This is a genomic window from Bacteroidia bacterium, assembly GCA_033391075.1.
In the GTDB taxonomy this organism is placed as follows: Bacteria; Bacteroidota; Bacteroidia; order J057; family J057; genus JAWPMV01.
Genome location: JAWPMV010000001.1, coordinates 6118614 through 6135100 on the forward strand (window position 1 = coordinate 6118614; position 16487 = coordinate 6135100).

Annotated in this window: 16 protein-coding genes; 9 read left to right on the forward strand and 7 right to left on the reverse strand. The window is 42.8% G+C overall.

All coding sequences use genetic code 11. The features are described 5' to 3' along the window. Positions 1 to 6: 6 nt before the first annotated feature. The 5 genes from R8P61_24405 to R8P61_24425 all read right to left on the reverse strand — a co-directional run bounded on the left by R8P61_24405 (position 7) and on the right by R8P61_24425 (position 7454). Positions 7 to 2688, reverse strand: coding sequence for an ATP-binding protein (locus R8P61_24405; GenBank protein MDW3650238.1), 2682 nt, complete (start codon positions 2686 to 2688; stop codon positions 7 to 9). Between the two features lie 176 nt (positions 2689 to 2864). Next, entirely contained in the window at positions 2865 to 3983 is a 1119-nt protein-coding gene (locus R8P61_24410; protein ID MDW3650239.1) for an efflux RND transporter periplasmic adaptor subunit, read from the reverse strand. 30 nt (positions 3984 to 4013) lie between these two features. Beyond that, complete coding sequence (locus tag R8P61_24415) at positions 4014 to 5276, reverse strand: ABC transporter permease (GenBank protein MDW3650240.1); 1263 nt, start codon at positions 5274 to 5276, stop codon at positions 4014 to 4016. Positions 5277 to 5383: 107 nt separating this feature from the next. Then, positions 5384 to 6667, reverse strand: coding sequence for an ABC transporter permease (locus R8P61_24420; protein ID MDW3650241.1), 1284 nt, complete (start codon positions 6665 to 6667; stop codon positions 5384 to 5386). Between the two features lie 106 nt (positions 6668 to 6773). Next, a complete protein-coding gene (locus R8P61_24425) occupies positions 6774 to 7454 on the reverse strand; it encodes an ABC transporter ATP-binding protein (GenBank protein ID MDW3650242.1) in 681 nt (226 codons plus the stop codon). A 135-nt stretch (positions 7455 to 7589) separates the two neighbouring features. Between R8P61_24425 and R8P61_24430 the strand changes: the two genes are divergently transcribed. The 7 genes from R8P61_24430 (at position 7590) to R8P61_24460 (ending at position 14371) form a co-directional block, all read left to right on the forward strand. Beyond that, a complete protein-coding gene (locus R8P61_24430) occupies positions 7590 to 8507 on the forward strand; it encodes a hypothetical protein (GenBank protein MDW3650243.1) in 918 nt (305 codons plus the stop codon). Positions 8508 to 8844: 337 nt separating this feature from the next. Then, positions 8845 to 9423 (forward strand): hypothetical protein, encoded by a 579-nt coding sequence (locus R8P61_24435; protein MDW3650244.1) that lies wholly within the window; start codon positions 8845 to 8847, stop codon positions 9421 to 9423. Between the two features lie 244 nt (positions 9424 to 9667). Then, positions 9668 to 10369, forward strand: coding sequence for a hypothetical protein (locus tag R8P61_24440; GenBank protein MDW3650245.1), 702 nt, complete (start codon positions 9668 to 9670; stop codon positions 10367 to 10369). Positions 10370 to 10447: 78 nt separating this feature from the next. Next, entirely contained in the window at positions 10448 to 11098 is a 651-nt protein-coding gene (locus R8P61_24445) for a hypothetical protein (GenBank protein ID MDW3650246.1), read from the forward strand. Positions 11099 to 11370: 272 nt separating this feature from the next. Beyond that, positions 11371 to 12234: a DMT family transporter gene (locus R8P61_24450; GenBank protein ID MDW3650247.1), complete on the forward strand. Its 864-nt coding sequence runs from the start codon at positions 11371 to 11373 to the stop codon at positions 12232 to 12234. Positions 12235 to 12272: 38 nt separating this feature from the next. Further along, positions 12273 to 13202, forward strand: coding sequence for a hypothetical protein (locus R8P61_24455; GenBank protein MDW3650248.1), 930 nt, complete (start codon positions 12273 to 12275; stop codon positions 13200 to 13202). Between the two features lie 83 nt (positions 13203 to 13285). Further along, positions 13286 to 14371 carry a site-specific DNA-methyltransferase gene (locus tag R8P61_24460; GenBank protein MDW3650249.1) on the forward strand — a complete coding sequence of 362 codons (1086 nt, stop codon included), beginning with the start codon at positions 13286 to 13288 and terminating at the stop codon, positions 14369 to 14371. Here R8P61_24460 and R8P61_24465 read toward each other — a convergent pair. Then, a complete protein-coding gene (locus R8P61_24465) occupies positions 14368 to 14730 on the reverse strand; it encodes an MmcQ/YjbR family DNA-binding protein (GenBank protein MDW3650250.1) in 363 nt (120 codons plus the stop codon). The two genes, R8P61_24460 and R8P61_24465, sit on opposite strands and share 4 nt — an antisense overlap. Before the next feature lie 153 nt (positions 14731 to 14883). On the opposite strand from R8P61_24465, the gene R8P61_24470 reads away from it, so the two are divergent. Both R8P61_24470 and arsN2 read left to right on the forward strand, forming a co-directional pair. After that, entirely contained in the window at positions 14884 to 15057 is a 174-nt protein-coding gene (locus R8P61_24470; protein MDW3650251.1) for a hypothetical protein, read from the forward strand. A gap of 84 nt (positions 15058 to 15141) precedes the next feature. Then, positions 15142 to 15588 carry an arsenic resistance N-acetyltransferase ArsN2 gene (arsN2, locus tag R8P61_24475; GenBank protein ID MDW3650252.1) on the forward strand — a complete coding sequence of 149 codons (447 nt, stop codon included), beginning with the start codon at positions 15142 to 15144 and terminating at the stop codon, positions 15586 to 15588. Here arsN2 and R8P61_24480 read toward each other — a convergent pair. Continuing rightward, entirely contained in the window at positions 15581 to 16303 is a 723-nt protein-coding gene (locus R8P61_24480) for a lysoplasmalogenase (GenBank protein ID MDW3650253.1), read from the reverse strand. The two genes, arsN2 and R8P61_24480, sit on opposite strands and share 8 nt — an antisense overlap. Positions 16304 to 16487: the final 184 nt, after the last annotated feature.

Below are 16487 nucleotides of genomic sequence, written 5' to 3' on the forward strand. Positions count from 1 at the left end.
TAGCCCTTAGGCTCCTATTCCTTTTTTCTGTAAAATTCTTTGACCCCAGTGAGAAATGGCTTTCTCAAGGTCTTCCAGCTTAAAGGGTTTGCTGATATAGTCATCCATTCCTGCACTTAGGTATTGTTCACGAACCCCTGCCATAGCATTTGCAGTCATCGCGATAATCACAGGACGTTTATCATTGCCATAGGTTTCGATAATCTCCTGGGTAGCGCTTAAGCCGTCCAGTTCGGGCATTTGGATATCCATAAAAATGAGGTCAAAGCCGCTATCTTTGAGCATATCTACTGCCTCTCTTCCATTATCTGCCAACTCAATATCAAAACCCATCTTCTCCAGGATACCTTCTATCACGGTTTGGTTAATCATATTATCCTCTGCAACCATAATTCGCAGGGGAAATCTTTCGCCCAACATCTTATCAAATCCGGTATCAACCTTAGGCTGTTCTCTTTTTTCAGCTTCCCTATCAATGATACCCTGGATAGTAAACTTGAAGGTCGAACCTAAGCCTTCTTTACTTTCCACATGAATGTCTCCATGCATAAGGTGAACCAGCTTTCTCGAGATCGCCAATCCTAAACCTACACCATCAAACTTACGGGAAACAGAGTTGTCAACTTGCTGGAAGGATTCAAAAATGCTTTCCTGAGCATCTTTGGGAATACCTATACCTGTATCTTTTACTGCAAAGTTTATTTCACAAATTTCTCCGTGCTCAAAATTCATCCGATTGGCATCTGAGAGCCAGACCAAAATATCGATACTACCTTCAGTAGTAAATTTCAGGGCATTGTTGACCAAATTGACCAGGACCTGTCTCAAACGATTGGGATCAGTCCGTATAAAACGAGGAACTTCTTTTCCTAAATGAAAGGCCAGTTTCAGGCCTTTTTCTTTAGCTCCATTCTCAAAAAGTGCTGTAACCTCTGCCAGGAGTCCTCTTACCTCAAATGTTTTGATTTCCAGGTCAAGTTTACCAGCCTCTACACGAGAATAATCCAGGATATCATTCAGGATAGAAAGTAGGTTATTGCTACTAGTCGCAATTGTCCCCACATAATCCTTTTGCTGAGGATTCAGGTAGGTGTCTTTCAATAAGCTCGTCATCCCAATAATTCCGTTCATCGGGGTGCGAATCTCATGAGACATGGTAGCGAGGAAGTTGGATTTGGCAACCGAAGCAGCTTCTGCCTGGTGCTTGGCCTCTTCCAGGCTCTTATTGATTTTATGCAGTTGTTGATTCTGCATATGGATCACCTTATTTCGATTGGCCAACTGATCGTTGGTTTTTTGCTTGGAGCGGGTTTGTCGGTAAAGCACTACTGCCAAGAGGACAATGAGTGCCAATACGATAAAACTCGCATATAGCAGAATGGTCAGATTCTGGGTTTGCAAGCTGGCTTTCTCGCTTGCACCATCTGCTATGAGTCGCTTTTGGCGTTCATCATATACCTCCTTGGTTTTTTCCAGGGCAAACTCTTTTTGCGCATTACTCAATGAGTCATTGAGCTCAGTATAAAGCTTATAGTAATCAAAGGCATTACTAAAATCCTGCGACGCATTGAAGATATCACTCATGAGTTCGTAGATATCTTTCCGCATCGTATCGCGGGGAGTTCGCTGTGCAAGTGAAAGCGCATTACTCAGGACACTGATTGCGTCCTCATATTCCCCATTTCGATAATAGGCATTGGCCATATTGAACAGAGGGGGGACCGTAGAGTCCTGGCTAAGCAGTTGCTGATCCAGGGCAATACCATAATGCCGTAAGGCCCGATCATAATTCCCTTGAGCCATGTACACATCACCAAAGCTGCTATTGATTTCCGTCAACAGCCGCTCGTCTTTAATTTCCTGTATATACACATAGGCCTGATCCAAATAGGTTTCGGCCTTATTCATACTGTCTATTTCCAAATAAAGCATCCCCATATCCTGGTAGAGCTCTCCCAACTGGAATTGATCCTGTACATCCCGAAGAATCTTTTCCGCATGCTCATAGGTCTCTATCGCTCGCACATAATTATCAGAGGCCCAGTAAACCTTGGCTACTCCAGTAAGAGCAGTCACCAACAAGCTACTATCCTTAGCTCTTTTGCTGATATCTATGGCTGCAAAGAATCGGTTATATGCGTCTTCGTACAAACGAAGTTTTTCATACATATAACCCATTTTGATATTGGCTTCAGCTACAGCGATAGAATCATTTTCTCCCTCCGCCAGCTTTATTGCTTCTTCATAAAATGGAATGGCTTCGTCATACCGATGCAATTCTACACAGGTTTTTACCACCCGATTGATAGCTACGCGAATCTTGCTGGGAACACCCTCTCTTTGTCTAAGGGAAAAAGCTCTTTTGTAAAATGTAAGGGCCAGTCCGGGGTCTTCCAGCAAATGGTGGATATTCCCTAAAGACATTAGGGCCGATCCTTGCAGATCGATATCGCCAGAACTTAAAGAGATTTTGTAGCCATACTGCGCGATGGCCATTGCATCTGTACGTTTCCCTTTGGCAGCATATTGATTGGCTAGCTTGCGAACTTCGCTCACCTGCTCCTTAAAGGGAAGACCTTTGATCTCTCCTTCTATGCTATCTACCACTTGAGAAAACGAGGGAATGTTGAGGACTAAAATCCCCAAAATTAGTGAGAAGACAATACGGTATGCCTTTCTTATCTGCATGCGGACGTTCAATTAACCAGCATTAAGACAACATTCGAGCCATAATCCCCTTTTGCCACATCGAATGCGCCTACCTATCCAACACCCGAAGATAGACAATTTAACCCAACTTATAAAAGATATAAGTTGGGTCAGGATAATAAACAGCTGTCGCTGCTTGGGTCAGATTCGTAGATCTAGTTAGTAGTTTTTTCTTTTTTATCGTCTTCGCGGATAGGGTTGGGGTTCTTAACCTTTGATTGGTCATCTATGCCTGACAATAGCTCGACATTTATCCCATCCGATATCCCTGTTTTTATCGCGATCTTCTCAAATTCCTGAGGAGAAGTCTCAACCTCCACAAACGTACTGTCGCCTTCAAAAAGCAAGAGGGCTTCGGATAAGGCTAGCACACTGTCCTTTCTATCAAGAACGATATCTGCATTTGCACTATATCCAGCTCTGATGAATTGATCTTCCTTCAGATTGATGGCAGCACGTATTTTAAACTGTATCGCTCCATTATCCTCAACTCCTTTAGGGGAAATATGCTCTAGTTTAGCATTAAAAGTTTCTCCCTCAATCGCAGCAATGGTAAGTTCGAGGTCCATATTATTCTTGAGTTTTCCAACCTCAGACTCATCAACAGTACCTTCGAAAATCATTTCTTCCATATTAGCAACGATGGCAATGGTTGTTCCATCATTGAAGGTATTGGATTCAATTACCGAATTACCTTCTTCTATGGGGACATCCAGAACCATCCCGGCAATGGTTGCTCTTACATTGGTATTAGCCGTACGTCCTGAGCGCTTGGTTGATCCTTTTCGGATCAGCTCCAGGTTGTCCTGAGCAGCGCCCAATTCTTCTTCTGCATTGTCATAGGCCAGTTGAAATTCCTGAAAACGAGCAGCAGCAATGACTCCCTCCTTGTAGAGAGGCTCATTTCGCTCATAGTCCTGCTTGGCATTTTTCAGGGTAATTTTGGCCCTGCGAACCCGGTTCTCAGCATTGTTCAGACTCACCATATCAGGTACGATCTGAACAGTTGCAATCAGGTCTCCTTTCTTCACCTCATCCCCGGCTTCTACATAAAGTTTGCTGATTAAACCAGAAACCTGAGGCTTGATTTCAATTTCTTTTCTGGGAATGACAGAACCCGTAGCTACCGTTTTTTCAACGATATCCGTAACAAAGGCTTGCTCTGTCTTAAACATGACCGGTTTCTCCTGGTCTTTTTTCACCAGGTAAAATCCTCCTCCGATAAAACTCAGGAGAATTACTCCCAGGATGATTAAGGTACTTGTTCTACTCATTGTATGATTCAGTCTTGTATGGTGTCTTATTTATTCTGTTCTGAGTGCTTCTATGGGTTTTATGCGCACAGCTCTCGAAGCGGGTAACAAACCAGCAAAGGCTCCTGCAATAATCAGGATAAAGAGGGCATTGAGCATAAGGTCAATTTCCACATATGGCGGGGCAAACATCCCAAGATCGGCCCCCGATTCGGTGAGGGCAAAACTCACCAACTCCAACAAACCTACTCCCAATACCAGGCCGGTATATCCAGCTATAGTAGTCAGGAAAACAGCTTCTGTCATAATTTGGCTAATGATTCCCCAGGGCTTGGCCCCAATAGCTCTTCGAATTCCGATTTCTTTGGTACGCTCCTTTACATTGATCAACATGATATTGCTGATGCCAATGGCTCCAGCTAAAAGGGTGAAAAATCCCACAATCCAGCTGATGGCATTGATCCCGAAAAACACATTTTGAATTTCCTTCAACTCTTCTTCCAAATTGAAATGACCAAAGCCTCTTTCATCTAAAGGAGAGACTTTATGCCTTCTTTTTAAGAGGGCGATCATTTTTTCTTCTGCAATCGAAGCGGGGGTATCATCTTGAGAAACTACCGAAAACCAGCTGATGCGATTCCCGTAATTGAAGGTCTTTTGAAAAGTGGTGAAAGGGGTATAAATTCGCTGCGTTTCTCTTTCTCCTCTTTCGCCTGTTTGGTTAGAGGAAAAAAGGCCTACCACCTGGAAATAGGTATTATTAATGGCTATCTGCTTACCGATCGGATCCTCATCCTCTTCAAACATCTGAACGCGCACTCCTTCTCCTATCACACAAATCTTACGACTTCTCTTCAGATCTACATGATTGAGAAAGCGGCCTTTATCCATATTAAATTTTTCGGCAAACCTTATCTCCGGATAATCACCAGTTACCTCGAAAGCTCCGGCTTTCCCATTATAGGTCACATTATTTCCCCCTCTATAACCTCCCAGTTGATTTCTAGGACAAACATACTTGGCTTCTTTAACCAAGGCTTTTACTGCAAAATAATCATCATTGGTCATCCGGATTCTTCTCCCCGGTTGAAATCCGGCATAAGGCTCAGTAGTAACACTTCCCCAAAGGAAAAAACTGTTACTTGCCCGATCAGACATATCTGTTTTTACTCCTTTCTCCAGGCCATTCCCAAAACCAATCATAAGGATCAGCATGAGGATGCCCCAAAACACACCCAGTGCCGTCAGCACGGTCCGCAATGGCTTCTTGGCCAATGCCTGCAATATTTCCTGCCATTTATCGAGGTCAAACATAAGGGAGAGTGTTAGGGTGTTATAGTCTTATCGCGCGCAGGTTTATCATAATTATTCTGGTGTAGTTCAAAGTTTCTAAAGCCAAACTTTAACACACGCGCACATTCCTACTCATATCTCAAGGCTTCTATAGGTCTTATTCTTGCTGCTCTTCTTGCTGGGACCCAACCTGCGAGGGCTCCTGCGATGATCAAAAAGACCGTAGCTTGTATAGCGACTGTCAGATCAACCTCTGGGTTGTAAAATATGCCCAGATTATCCATACTTACTCCTTCCATCATACCAAAGGATTGAAAGAAGTCAAGCCAAATGCCGGAACTGAATACTTCCAGGAGTACCACCCCACACAATAATCCGATATAACCCGCAAGGGCTGTAACGAGTATGGCTTCCTGCATAATGAGGGAGACTACCGTTTTGGGAGTTGCTCCCAGGGCTTTTCGCACTCCGATCTCTTTTGTTCGCTCTTTCACGACAATGATCATGATATTGCTCACTCCAATGATACCTGCTAGCAAAGTACCAGATGCGATAAACCAGATAAATACCCGAATAGCCGTCATCACTCCTTTGAATTCCTGATAGCCTTCTACCCGGTTTGAGATTCGCATAGCTCCTCGATCATCTGGTGAAAAACGATGCTTCTTGGATAATTTCTTCAGTACCTGTTCTTCTATAATGAGGCTTTCCTCAACCGTTACATCTCCCATCGTCAGGAGCAGTTGATGAATCCGTCTTTTTCCATTGAATGCCTTCTGGGCAGTAGTAATAGGTAGATAAATCACTTCTTCCTCTTCCCCATCTCTACCTTCTTCTATAAATACTCCAACTACCTTAAAAGCAATGCCATTTACTTCTATAGATTTGCCAATAGGGTTTTCTTTTTTGAAAAGGCCTTCAGCTGCTTTTTTCCCAATGGCTGCTACCTTTCTATGTTCGGTCAGATCGGCCTCATTGATAAAGCGACCTTCTGCAACCAGAGAATTTTCCAATATCTGGTGATCCGGATGTACGGCACGAATAGGATAATCTCCTGAGTTGGTTTTGTAGTTAACGATTTGGATACCGCCCAGGTAAAATCTCCCGGTGATGTGTTCCACTCCTTCTATGGCCTCTTTTATCTCTTCATAATCATCATTGGTCAGGCGAATTCTTCTTCCGGGTTGAAGACCAGCATGAGGTTTTTGGGTGACTCCCGGGAAAATGCGGAGACTATTGATCGCATCTCCCGACATTTCCAGCTCCACTCCATTTTCCAGTCCCTTTCCAGAGCCGAGCAGGATGATCAGCATGAATATTCCCCAGCCCACACAGAAGCCTGTGAGGAAAGTCCGGAGTTTATTTTGCCGGATCGTGGTGAAAATTTCCTGCCATTTATCTAAATCGAACATTTGACGTGTTGAAGTTTTGTAGTGTTAGGGTGTTAGCGTTTTTGTGTGTTAGAGTGAATCAATAATTTAACTGGTATACCCTAACACGCATGCACACAAATACTGATTACATCACTTTCTCTACCTCTCTTTCAATCATTCCATCTCTGAGTCGAATGATACGCTGAGTTTCTGCCGCTACTTCATTTTCATGGGTAACAATGACGATGGTAATGCCACTGGCATTTATATCTTTTAGTAGATCCATCACTTCTATAGAGGTTTTGGAATCGAGGGCACCGGTGGGCTCATCAGCGAGGATGACAGAAGGCTGAGAGATAAGTGCACGGGCAATCGCTACTCTCTGTTTTTGTCCTCCAGACAATTGGTTGGGTAAATGGTCTGCCCAATCTTTCAATCCCACTTTATCCAGGTAGTCGAGAGCAATTTCATTTCTGCGTTTTCTATTTACTCCCTGATAGTAAAGGGGTAGGGCCACATTTTCCATGGCATTTTTAAAGGAGATAAGATTAAAGGATTGGAAAACAAATCCGATCATCTTATTACGCATAATAGCAGCCTGGGTCTCATTGAGATTTTTGATGAGTTTATTATTGAGGTAATAATCTCCTTCATCATAGTTGTCGAGAATTCCCAGGATATTCAGCAGGGTAGATTTACCGGAGCCGGAAGCCCCCATAATGGAGACCAATTCACCTTCTTCTATCTTGAGATCTATCCCTTTCAAAACCTTTAGGGAGTTGGCGCCTGTCTGGTAAGATTTATGAATATTGTTAAGCTGTATCATATATGCCCTTGTAGATTGCCCTTAGTTAGTATGTAAACCTACGCCTGCCTTACAGCGAGGTGTCAGATTTTGCAGAGAGAAACAGATACTTGGTCGAAATCAAACTTAGGAGCCGAATAAACCGTATTTTTAGACATGCAATACATCAATCCTCTTGCACTCCTCGGTCTTGAGCCCGAAGAAGCCCTTCAGGGAATCAGCAGCGCTCGCCTCAAACGTGAGAAAAAAAAGCTGATGGCAGAATTTGAACTTAATGAAGCTTCTAATATCGAATTGAGAGGAATCTCCCTTAATAAGAATCAAGTACTGGATTTATTTGACCAATTAGGAGATCCTAAAATCATAGAGCATCATGCCAAGGTTCTTTCCAAACTCAGTCTTTTGGCTTTTCTGGAAGAATCAAGCCTGGATTATTTTTATTCAGGTGATATCAGCATGTTATCTGCACAGTCCGAATCCTTCCTCAAATTTATTGCACCCTATTTCGCTTTTCAATACAATAAGCGTTTGCTCCATGCTTTCAAGCAGCGAGATTGGGAGGAAATTCAGACAATGTCTACACATCCCTTACCTATCCCCAGCAAATTTTTTGCACAGACTTATAAGGATACCTTTCACCTCATTCACACCCATATCAAGGAAATCGAGGACACGACCTTTAAAATTGAGAAAGGAAGTCTACCTGATGGGAAAATGCAGGAATACTGCGATGAAATGTACATCGCTGCAATGAATCGATTGCCAGATTACTTTGCAGGGAGTCGGGATCGATACGCTTTAGCTTTAGAAAATCTGGCCATTTCCGTTCATAATGTCCATAAGCGGCCCAAATTGGCGGTTTTCATCTTAAAGCAAGGATTAAAAATGCATTTAGGAGAAGATGCCCGATCGGCGTTAATGCATGTACTCCACCAATTAGAAGCACAGGATCCCGTAGCAGGAATCTTCGATATGTTTGGGACCAAAGACAAGGAAAAAGACTCAAGTGTCCCCTGGTTGGTAGCTGCCGGAACAGGATTAGCAGCAATCTTGCTTTACAGATGGCTTAAATAATGCACTTTTTCTTACAGGCCTAAAAAAAAAAAAGACGACACATGCCGCAAAAGCCTTTTTCGCCTTTCGTCAAGAGAAATCCGTCTGTTTTTCACCAAAAGCGAACATTTTCGCAAAGGGTCAAATTTCCACTTATAAAAATAAATGAGCGAAAAAAATCTTTTCGCGAAAAAAATGCTACACTTCCAACTTAGGCCTGATTTCCTTCCTAGATTTTTTTGTTGTTACTTCGATTCAAGGATTCAATGTGATACAATGTCGAATGGCATTTTTTATTCTTCGTTAGGAGGTTTACTCCGAAACGGCATCGCAACAACTTTAACCTGCCATGCGCGTTATGCGAAACAGTTCTTTAGCACACTTGCTCAATCCTGATGCTCTCTATTCGACCCTTTTCAAATCGCTGTTCATACAGCCTCTTCGGATACATCAGCTGAATTTCTCAGCTCCTGCCGAGAGCAAGGCCTTTGCGCCTGTGAATAGCTCCACCCTGGGGTCATTCCCATCTTTCTCAAACACCCGGAAAAAACTTAAACTTAGACGCCGTGCGCCTCTGCTTCTGGCATTTCTTGCCATCTTTTGCTTTGGCATGGGTCTGGGGATACAGCAGATCTTCCCTAATTCTGAACTTTTTCAGGATAGTGAAGTGGTGATGGACTCAAACCAGAGCCGCATGGGTGTCTGCACAGTTTCCGAGGATAATATCAATCTGGATCTGATGCTCAGTTCCAGTCCCAGAATAAAGATATTCATCAAACATTTTGGAGGTGAAGTTGTCTACCGCAGGGACGTAAATCTCGGCAGACAGAAGAAATTAAATATGGACATAGACCTGAGTGTATTTCCCGAAGGTCTATATATGCTAAAAGTGGAATCAGGCGACCAACAGCTGGTTCGATTGATCACCCACTCATAATGATTTAAACCCCAATCAATCAAGGTCATTTTGATCTTGAAGTTCTTTGCAGCAAGGCCCTGTCAGGTAGAGTTTTCGGACTCGTTTCCTGACAGGTTTTTTTTATCAGCAGAGGTAAATCTATGTCAATTGGCGCATTTTCGACGAACAAATGAGAATTTGGCACTCATTTGGATACAATTTCCTTGTGAGTTAACAAATCATCTTGCTTTAACCTGTGTTACTCTGACTGCAAACCTCACTTATGGAGCAATTTGAAAAGGCTCACGATAAATTTGATGAATATTTGCGTCAGCTCGAGGCTAAGGAAAAGGCCACAAGACGAAAAAGAATATTCTATGTACTCCCGGTATTAATATTGGGGGGCATATTGGCATTTCAGTATTTCTTCCCTAGCAAACCTAGCACCCAACCTCGCGAAAAGCTCCTGCAGGTTTATCAGGCATCCGATCTTAATACAGGAAAAATTCGAGAAATCTTCCAGATTGACAATGCAGAGATTGTAGTCGAGCATCCTATTTTTGGTACAGACACCATCAATTCTGCTGCCGAATACGAAGAGATCGTCCGCTTTACCAAGCAAGCAGAAGAAGATAAAGCAGCCATTAATTCCAGCCAAAGCGAAGCCGATAGTATTCGTTTCGCAGCCAAAGGAACCCTGGAAGTTTATCCGGTAGATGTGGCAGGCGAAAGAATGGTCGGCAGCCCTCTCACCTTTACTATAGAAAATTACGATCCGGAAGTCACCTATATTCTGGATTTTGGCAATGGCATTACTCGCAATGTAAAACAACAAAGTATCTACACCTATCCCCTCAAAGGTCACTTTGTTATGCAACTGGTAGCTAGAAAATCAGGGAAAGGTGCCTCTGTTTATACCAAAAAATACGAGATCAAGGACAAAGAATCTCAAGAGGAAGCTGAGATTACCGATCTGGACACATAGTCTTTGGCCACAACAAATTCCCGATTTCGATTCAATTTTTCCCAACTTTCTTTATTTTGCCCCTCCAGAGGAAAATCCATGGACTTAAAAAGCTATTTCTCAGAAGCAGAACTCAAAGAGATCGAGACAGCAGTATCTCAGGCAGAAACGGAAACTTCGGGCGAAATTGTCCCTGTCTTCGTTGCTCAATGTGAACGCTACCCGGAAGCCGTTTACAAAGGGGGAATATTTCTCGCTATGATTGTCTTCCTCATCGTTTCCGCCATGGAACTCTTTTGGTTGGACTTTCCTGTCTTACATTTGGTACCGATCATGGGGATGGTAGTAGCTGGAGGGATAATAGGAGCTCTATTGACCCAATATATCGATCCCCTCAAAAGACTGATGGCCGGCAGAAACAAGCTTGAGATCGCAGCCATTCGAAGATCGGAGCATTTCTTCATTCGGGAAGAAGTATTCCTCACCAGAGAGCGGACAGGTATCCTCATTTTCATGGCCCTTTTTGAACATGAAGTAGTCGTACTTGCTGATGAAGGTATCAATGGAGCTGTGGAACAAGAGACCTGGAATGACCTCATTGATGAAACCGTTCATGCGATCAAAAAGAAAAATGTGTGCCAGGGAATCATCAATGCCATCAATCGGAGTGCAAAAATTCTTAAAGAAAAAGGTGTAGAAATTCGCCCGGATGATACGGATGAATTGCCGAATCAGCTGAGGACGGATTAAGGATTGAAGAACAAAGAATAAGGAGTGTAAAAGGAAGAAATTTTATCTGAGCAAGCTTACTTCTAACTTCTCCATTCCTTGTTCCTTATTCTTAATTCTCTTATGGCCCTCCAGAAGGAAAGGCCCCGCATATGACATGCTGTAATCTTATTTGGGCGGATTGTAATCTGCCGCTACAATCTGTGATTTTGTCCTTGGGGCCTGTGGCGGAGGCTAGCCTTCGCCTCAAAAATATTTCTCCATTATTCTGATTTCCTTTCTAACTTCGCCGCATGAAGCGATGGGTCCCCTTTATTTCCCTTTCACTTTTGTGGGGGAGTTCCTTTATCCTGATGAAAAGAGGGCTGGATGCCTTTACACCTATGCAGATAGCTGCGCTCAGGATCACGATTGCGGGCCTTGTTATGGTCCCGTTTATTCTGGGAAAAGCAAAGAATGTCCCCAAAAAAGCCTGGCCCTTTATTCTGATTATTGGGATTTTAGGCAATGCGATACCCGCCTTTCTCTTTCCCCTGGCCGAAACCAAAATCAATAGCTCAAGTACGGGCATTCTCAACGTAATGAGTCCGGTATTCACCTTGATACTAGGGGTCATGTTTTTTGGATTCAGGTTTAAGAAGACTCAAAATTATGGGGTCTTTGTAGGATTTCTGGGAGCCCTTATTTTATTGCTCATGGGTGGGGGAGAAGTAAATGTAGAAGAGCATATATTTTATTCCCTGCTGGTCATATTTGCTACCGTACTCTATGGCCTTAGTACCAATATCACCAAGCGATATCTTCAAGAGGTTTCTCCCATTTATGCCTCTGGATTTGCCCTCGTTTTTGTGTCTATCCCCTATTGGATTTACCTCCTGGGATTTTCTGATATCCTTAGCGTATTTCAAACCAATGAATATGCATGGGCCTCTCTCGGCTATATTTCCATCCTGGCCGCACTGGGAACCTCCCTCGCATTGGTGCTCTTTTATTATCTCGTACAGCAAACAAGTACTATCTTCTCTGCCTCTGTAACCTATATCATTCCCATCGTTGCATTAGCCTGGGGTTTGTTAGATGGAGAAACATTTAGCCCTTGGGAATTATTTGGGATGTTCGTAATTATGCTTGGGGTCTATTTGGTCAATTCCAAATAATACTAAGGCCTCTTTTAAGACGTTTTTAGTTCATGGACATGCAAAGATTTCTAATAGCCTTTCTTCTCATTTTTTCGAGTTTACAGCTTGCTGCCCAGAATGGCAGATATGCTTCTCTGGAAGATTTCCCAGAGGTAAAAAGCTCCACCTTACTCGTAGTATTGTACGAGGACGATGATACCTATAATGATAAAATCAAGGAAATCATCGAATCACACTGGACCTTTACTCCCTATCAATTTGTCGATACCACAGAACTTTATGAGATCTCCAAGAATAAAGGAGATAAAGAATATTCCATGCTGGTTCGCAATAATTCCCATCGACTCGTGAGAAGAGTAAGTGGAACGGATAAGATCCAGAACAATCATTTGGCCCTTTACCTCATGGATACCGGTACAGATTTGAGAAATTATACTGGTAAAGATGCGCTCACACATTTCCAACTGAATGATGTGCGCAATACCATGGAATATTTCCACAAGTTGCCGGCTTTCATCAAATACATGCAACTATATCTTAAGCATGTAGAAGAAAAAAATCCCACCGAGGATACGCATGGGAAGCTGCTCCGCGCCTTTAATTCTGAAAATACCCAGAAGCTCAAGGATTATACCCTCTTGATGGATAAAGAGGAAGTAGGAGATTTTATGAGTCAGGAAGAGATTGCGGAAATCTATGGACATAAGGTCGAGTTGGTAGAAGCTGCTGTAATCATGGCTGCGGTCCATAATGAAGAAGAACAAAAAGCTTTTTTACACCTGGATCCTCGCATCAAGCAGATGACGATTATGGATGCCGCAACAGGAGAAGTACTTTATTTAGAAAGGACTGATACCTCCGGAGAGTTGAACAAAGCCGACTTCAAAAAACTGGGAAGAGCTGCTTTGGGAGATGTTGATAAACCCAGCAAGAAACTCAAGGATCGGATTCGTCGTTTCAACCGCTCGAAAAAAACGGGCAACTAGCATTCCTTTACGATTATTTATCAGAGCTTGAAATTTTTGGTATTTTTAGGCGAATGTGAACCTAATGTTCCTTCTCTCTCCCTATGCTAAAATGTGAACTGAGCTATCCGGATAAAATGCCCGCAGAGGAAATCCTCTCTCTTCCCCTCAGCGGCAAGCTAAACCGAAAAGCTCAGGAACAAGCCAGAGGGAAATTCTATTTCGGGGACAATTTTCCTATCCTACAGCATTTAGGTTTGAGTCTTAAAGGTTCCGTAGATCTTGTGTACATAGATCCTCCTTTTGGAACCGGGCAAACCTTTAGCAAAATCTCTGATAAGAAAGCCTATGAAGACTGGAATCCTGATCATCACTTTCTCGAATTTATCCGAAGGCGGCTCTATTTACTTCGAGAACTCCTCTCCGATCAAGGAAGTCTCTATTTACATATAGATAAAAAGCTGGGGCATTACCTTAAAATCATCCTGGATGAGGTTTTCGGATCAGAAAATTTCCTCAACGACATCAGCCGCATCAAGTGCAATCCTAAAAATTTCGCGCGTAAAGCGTATGGGAATTTTTCAGATATGATTTTGGTGTATGCGAAAGAGCGAGATCAAAATATCTGGAATGAAGTTCGGGAAGCCCTGAATGAAGAAGAAGTCAAACAGCTATTTCCAAAAAGAGATAAAAAGAAAGGAGCTTACACGACTCATCCGCTGCATGCTCCGGGCAAAACGCTGGAAGGTGATACAGGGAAGGATTGGAAGGGCTTGAGTCCTCCTCCGGGCCGGCATTGGCGCTATGGACGCAAGGTACTGGACGAACTCGATGAAGCGGGTCTGATAGAGTGGTCGGATAGTGGAAATCCTCGCAAAAAGGTATTTGCCCATGATCATAAAGGCAAGAAACTACAGGATGTCTGGGAATTTAAAGACAAGGGCCTTTCCTATGTCAGCTATCCCACAGAAAAGAATGCCGATCTTCTGGAAAGAATTATTGCGCAATCCTCTCATTCGGACAGTTTGATCCTGGATGCCTTTGCGGGTTCAGGAAGCACCCTACTGGCGGCCGAAAAACTGGGCAGGAAATGGATTGGTATAGATCAATCGCCAGAATCTCTGGAAACAGTCCAACAAAATTTTCAGAAAGCAGATATCAACTGTGAGTTTTGGGAATGGAAAGCCTAAGATTCTATTTCCTCTAAAGCAATCTTATCCTTCTTTTTTAAGGTTTTCACCACTTCTTCATAAGAGTGATCTATGAGCGATTTAATCAGCTCATAAGAAAGGCTATCGATCAGAGATACAGAGTTCCAGAGTTTTTTATTCATGTGCCAGCCAGGTCGTATCCTCCCATCATACTGCTCCCTCAGCTCCAGGGCATATTCAGGCTCACACTTCAGGTTTACAAATTCGGCATTATCAATGGATACCAGGGCAAACATTTTTCCCATTACTTTGAATACCAGGGTTTGTTCTCCAAATGGGAAGCCTTCCGTTACCCCTTTTTTAGCGATGCAGTGATTGCGAAGTGTTTCAATGTCCATGAGTGTCTGTAGCTTTCTTGTAAAGGATACAAGTTACATATTTTTACAGGGGAAGACTCAAATAATTGATGTAATGATCAGCAGAATATTGAGTTTTATTTATTACGAATAGTCGTGATATTTGAATTATCAAATTTATTTAATCTTGCTCTGATGAAATCGAAAGTTGCCGCTTTAGCCTTTCTATCCACCCTGTTTCTAGCCACTTTTTTGGGCGTCGCTCAAATCAATACTGCTAAAGAAAAATCCGACATAAGACAACAGGCATTACAACAAACCCAGCAGGAATTGCCCATCGAAGAACGGGCACCCTCAGCCTTACCTTAAAACGGATTTAGTATATTTTCATTTTTAACGCTCGTCCTATGGGATGAGCGTTTTTATTTCGAGCGCTTTCCCTTAAATTCGGGTATGTCAGTACCTTCCTATACAATAGAAAAAGCCGATCTCAAGCATCTGCCTATTCTCAAAAAGTTTTTGAGTGAAGTTGATTTACCCATCGAAGATATTGGAGAGAAAGTCCATCTTTTTTATTGGAAAGGAACAAAGGGTATTCCCTTTGCCTGCGGAGGATTTGAGCAATACGGAGATATTGGCTTATTGCGATCCGTAGCTATTCGTCCTCAACAACAAGGCTCAGGAAATGGAAAGGCATGGGTTTCGCGTCTCCTTGAAAAAGCCAGGGAAATGGGGATGAAGGATCTTTACCTTCTAACTACAACCGCAGAAGGCTTCTTCAAAAAAATGGGCTTCGAAAATCAGGACAGAGAAAGCGTCCCACAAGCCATCAAAGAGAGTGAAGAATTCAGCAGTTTATGTCCAAGTACAGCGGTCTTGATGCATAAGAAACTCAATTGACCTTTACGTTCAACAATCCTCGTATGATCAGGTATTGTGCTATGATATAGGTCAGCATGATCCAAAAGCCTGAATAAGACAGTTCCGCCATTTCGCTTCCAAAGCGACTGATAGCGATCAAGCTATCCGACAGGATAAAGAGGGAAGCTCCGACAAATACTTCCCGAAAGCTTGGGAGATTCACTTTTCCCTTACGACTCAAAGCGGACAATCCCATTCCCATGATCACCAGAGAATAGACACTGACGGGTATCTGCATTTCTCCCAAATATCCCCAAAGGCTATAGACAAGCAAGATCCCATATAGAATAAGCAAGCCGCCCAAAGCCATAAATATCATTTCAATCTTCCCCTTGTTCTGCTCAAAAGGACCATTTCGAAAGGCATAGATATAGGAAGCCTGTGCCAGAAGAAATGAACCCAAACCCAAGAGAAAATAAGTTGGGCCAGAAAAAAGCAAAAAGAAATCTCCAAAGAAGGAACAGATCAATGCCAGAACAATGGGTGTCCGGTATTTTTTCTCCCATTCCTTGCTTTCCACAATAAAGTAGGCCAGCAAAGCAGGCATCAATAGCGACTTGGCAACAAAATGGACGGGATAAGGGAGGGCAGGAATGAGGTTGCAGGCCAATTCCACCAGCGCAGCCAGGAGGAAGATTCCCATAAAAATCCGAGCCTTGCCTGCAGGAGTAGTTTGAATAGATTCCGTAGTCATAGAAAAAGCGGTCAAAAAATCAGATTTATTCTGAAAGTAGGGTCAAAAATATAGGCAAAAAAGTGAAAGTTATTATCTTTTTCTCTATATTATAAAAAATGCAATAACGGTATAGCAAGTACCTACTACTCAGGGAATCAGCAAGATTCCCCACCCATCCTTTATAGGTATTTCTCATAAACAA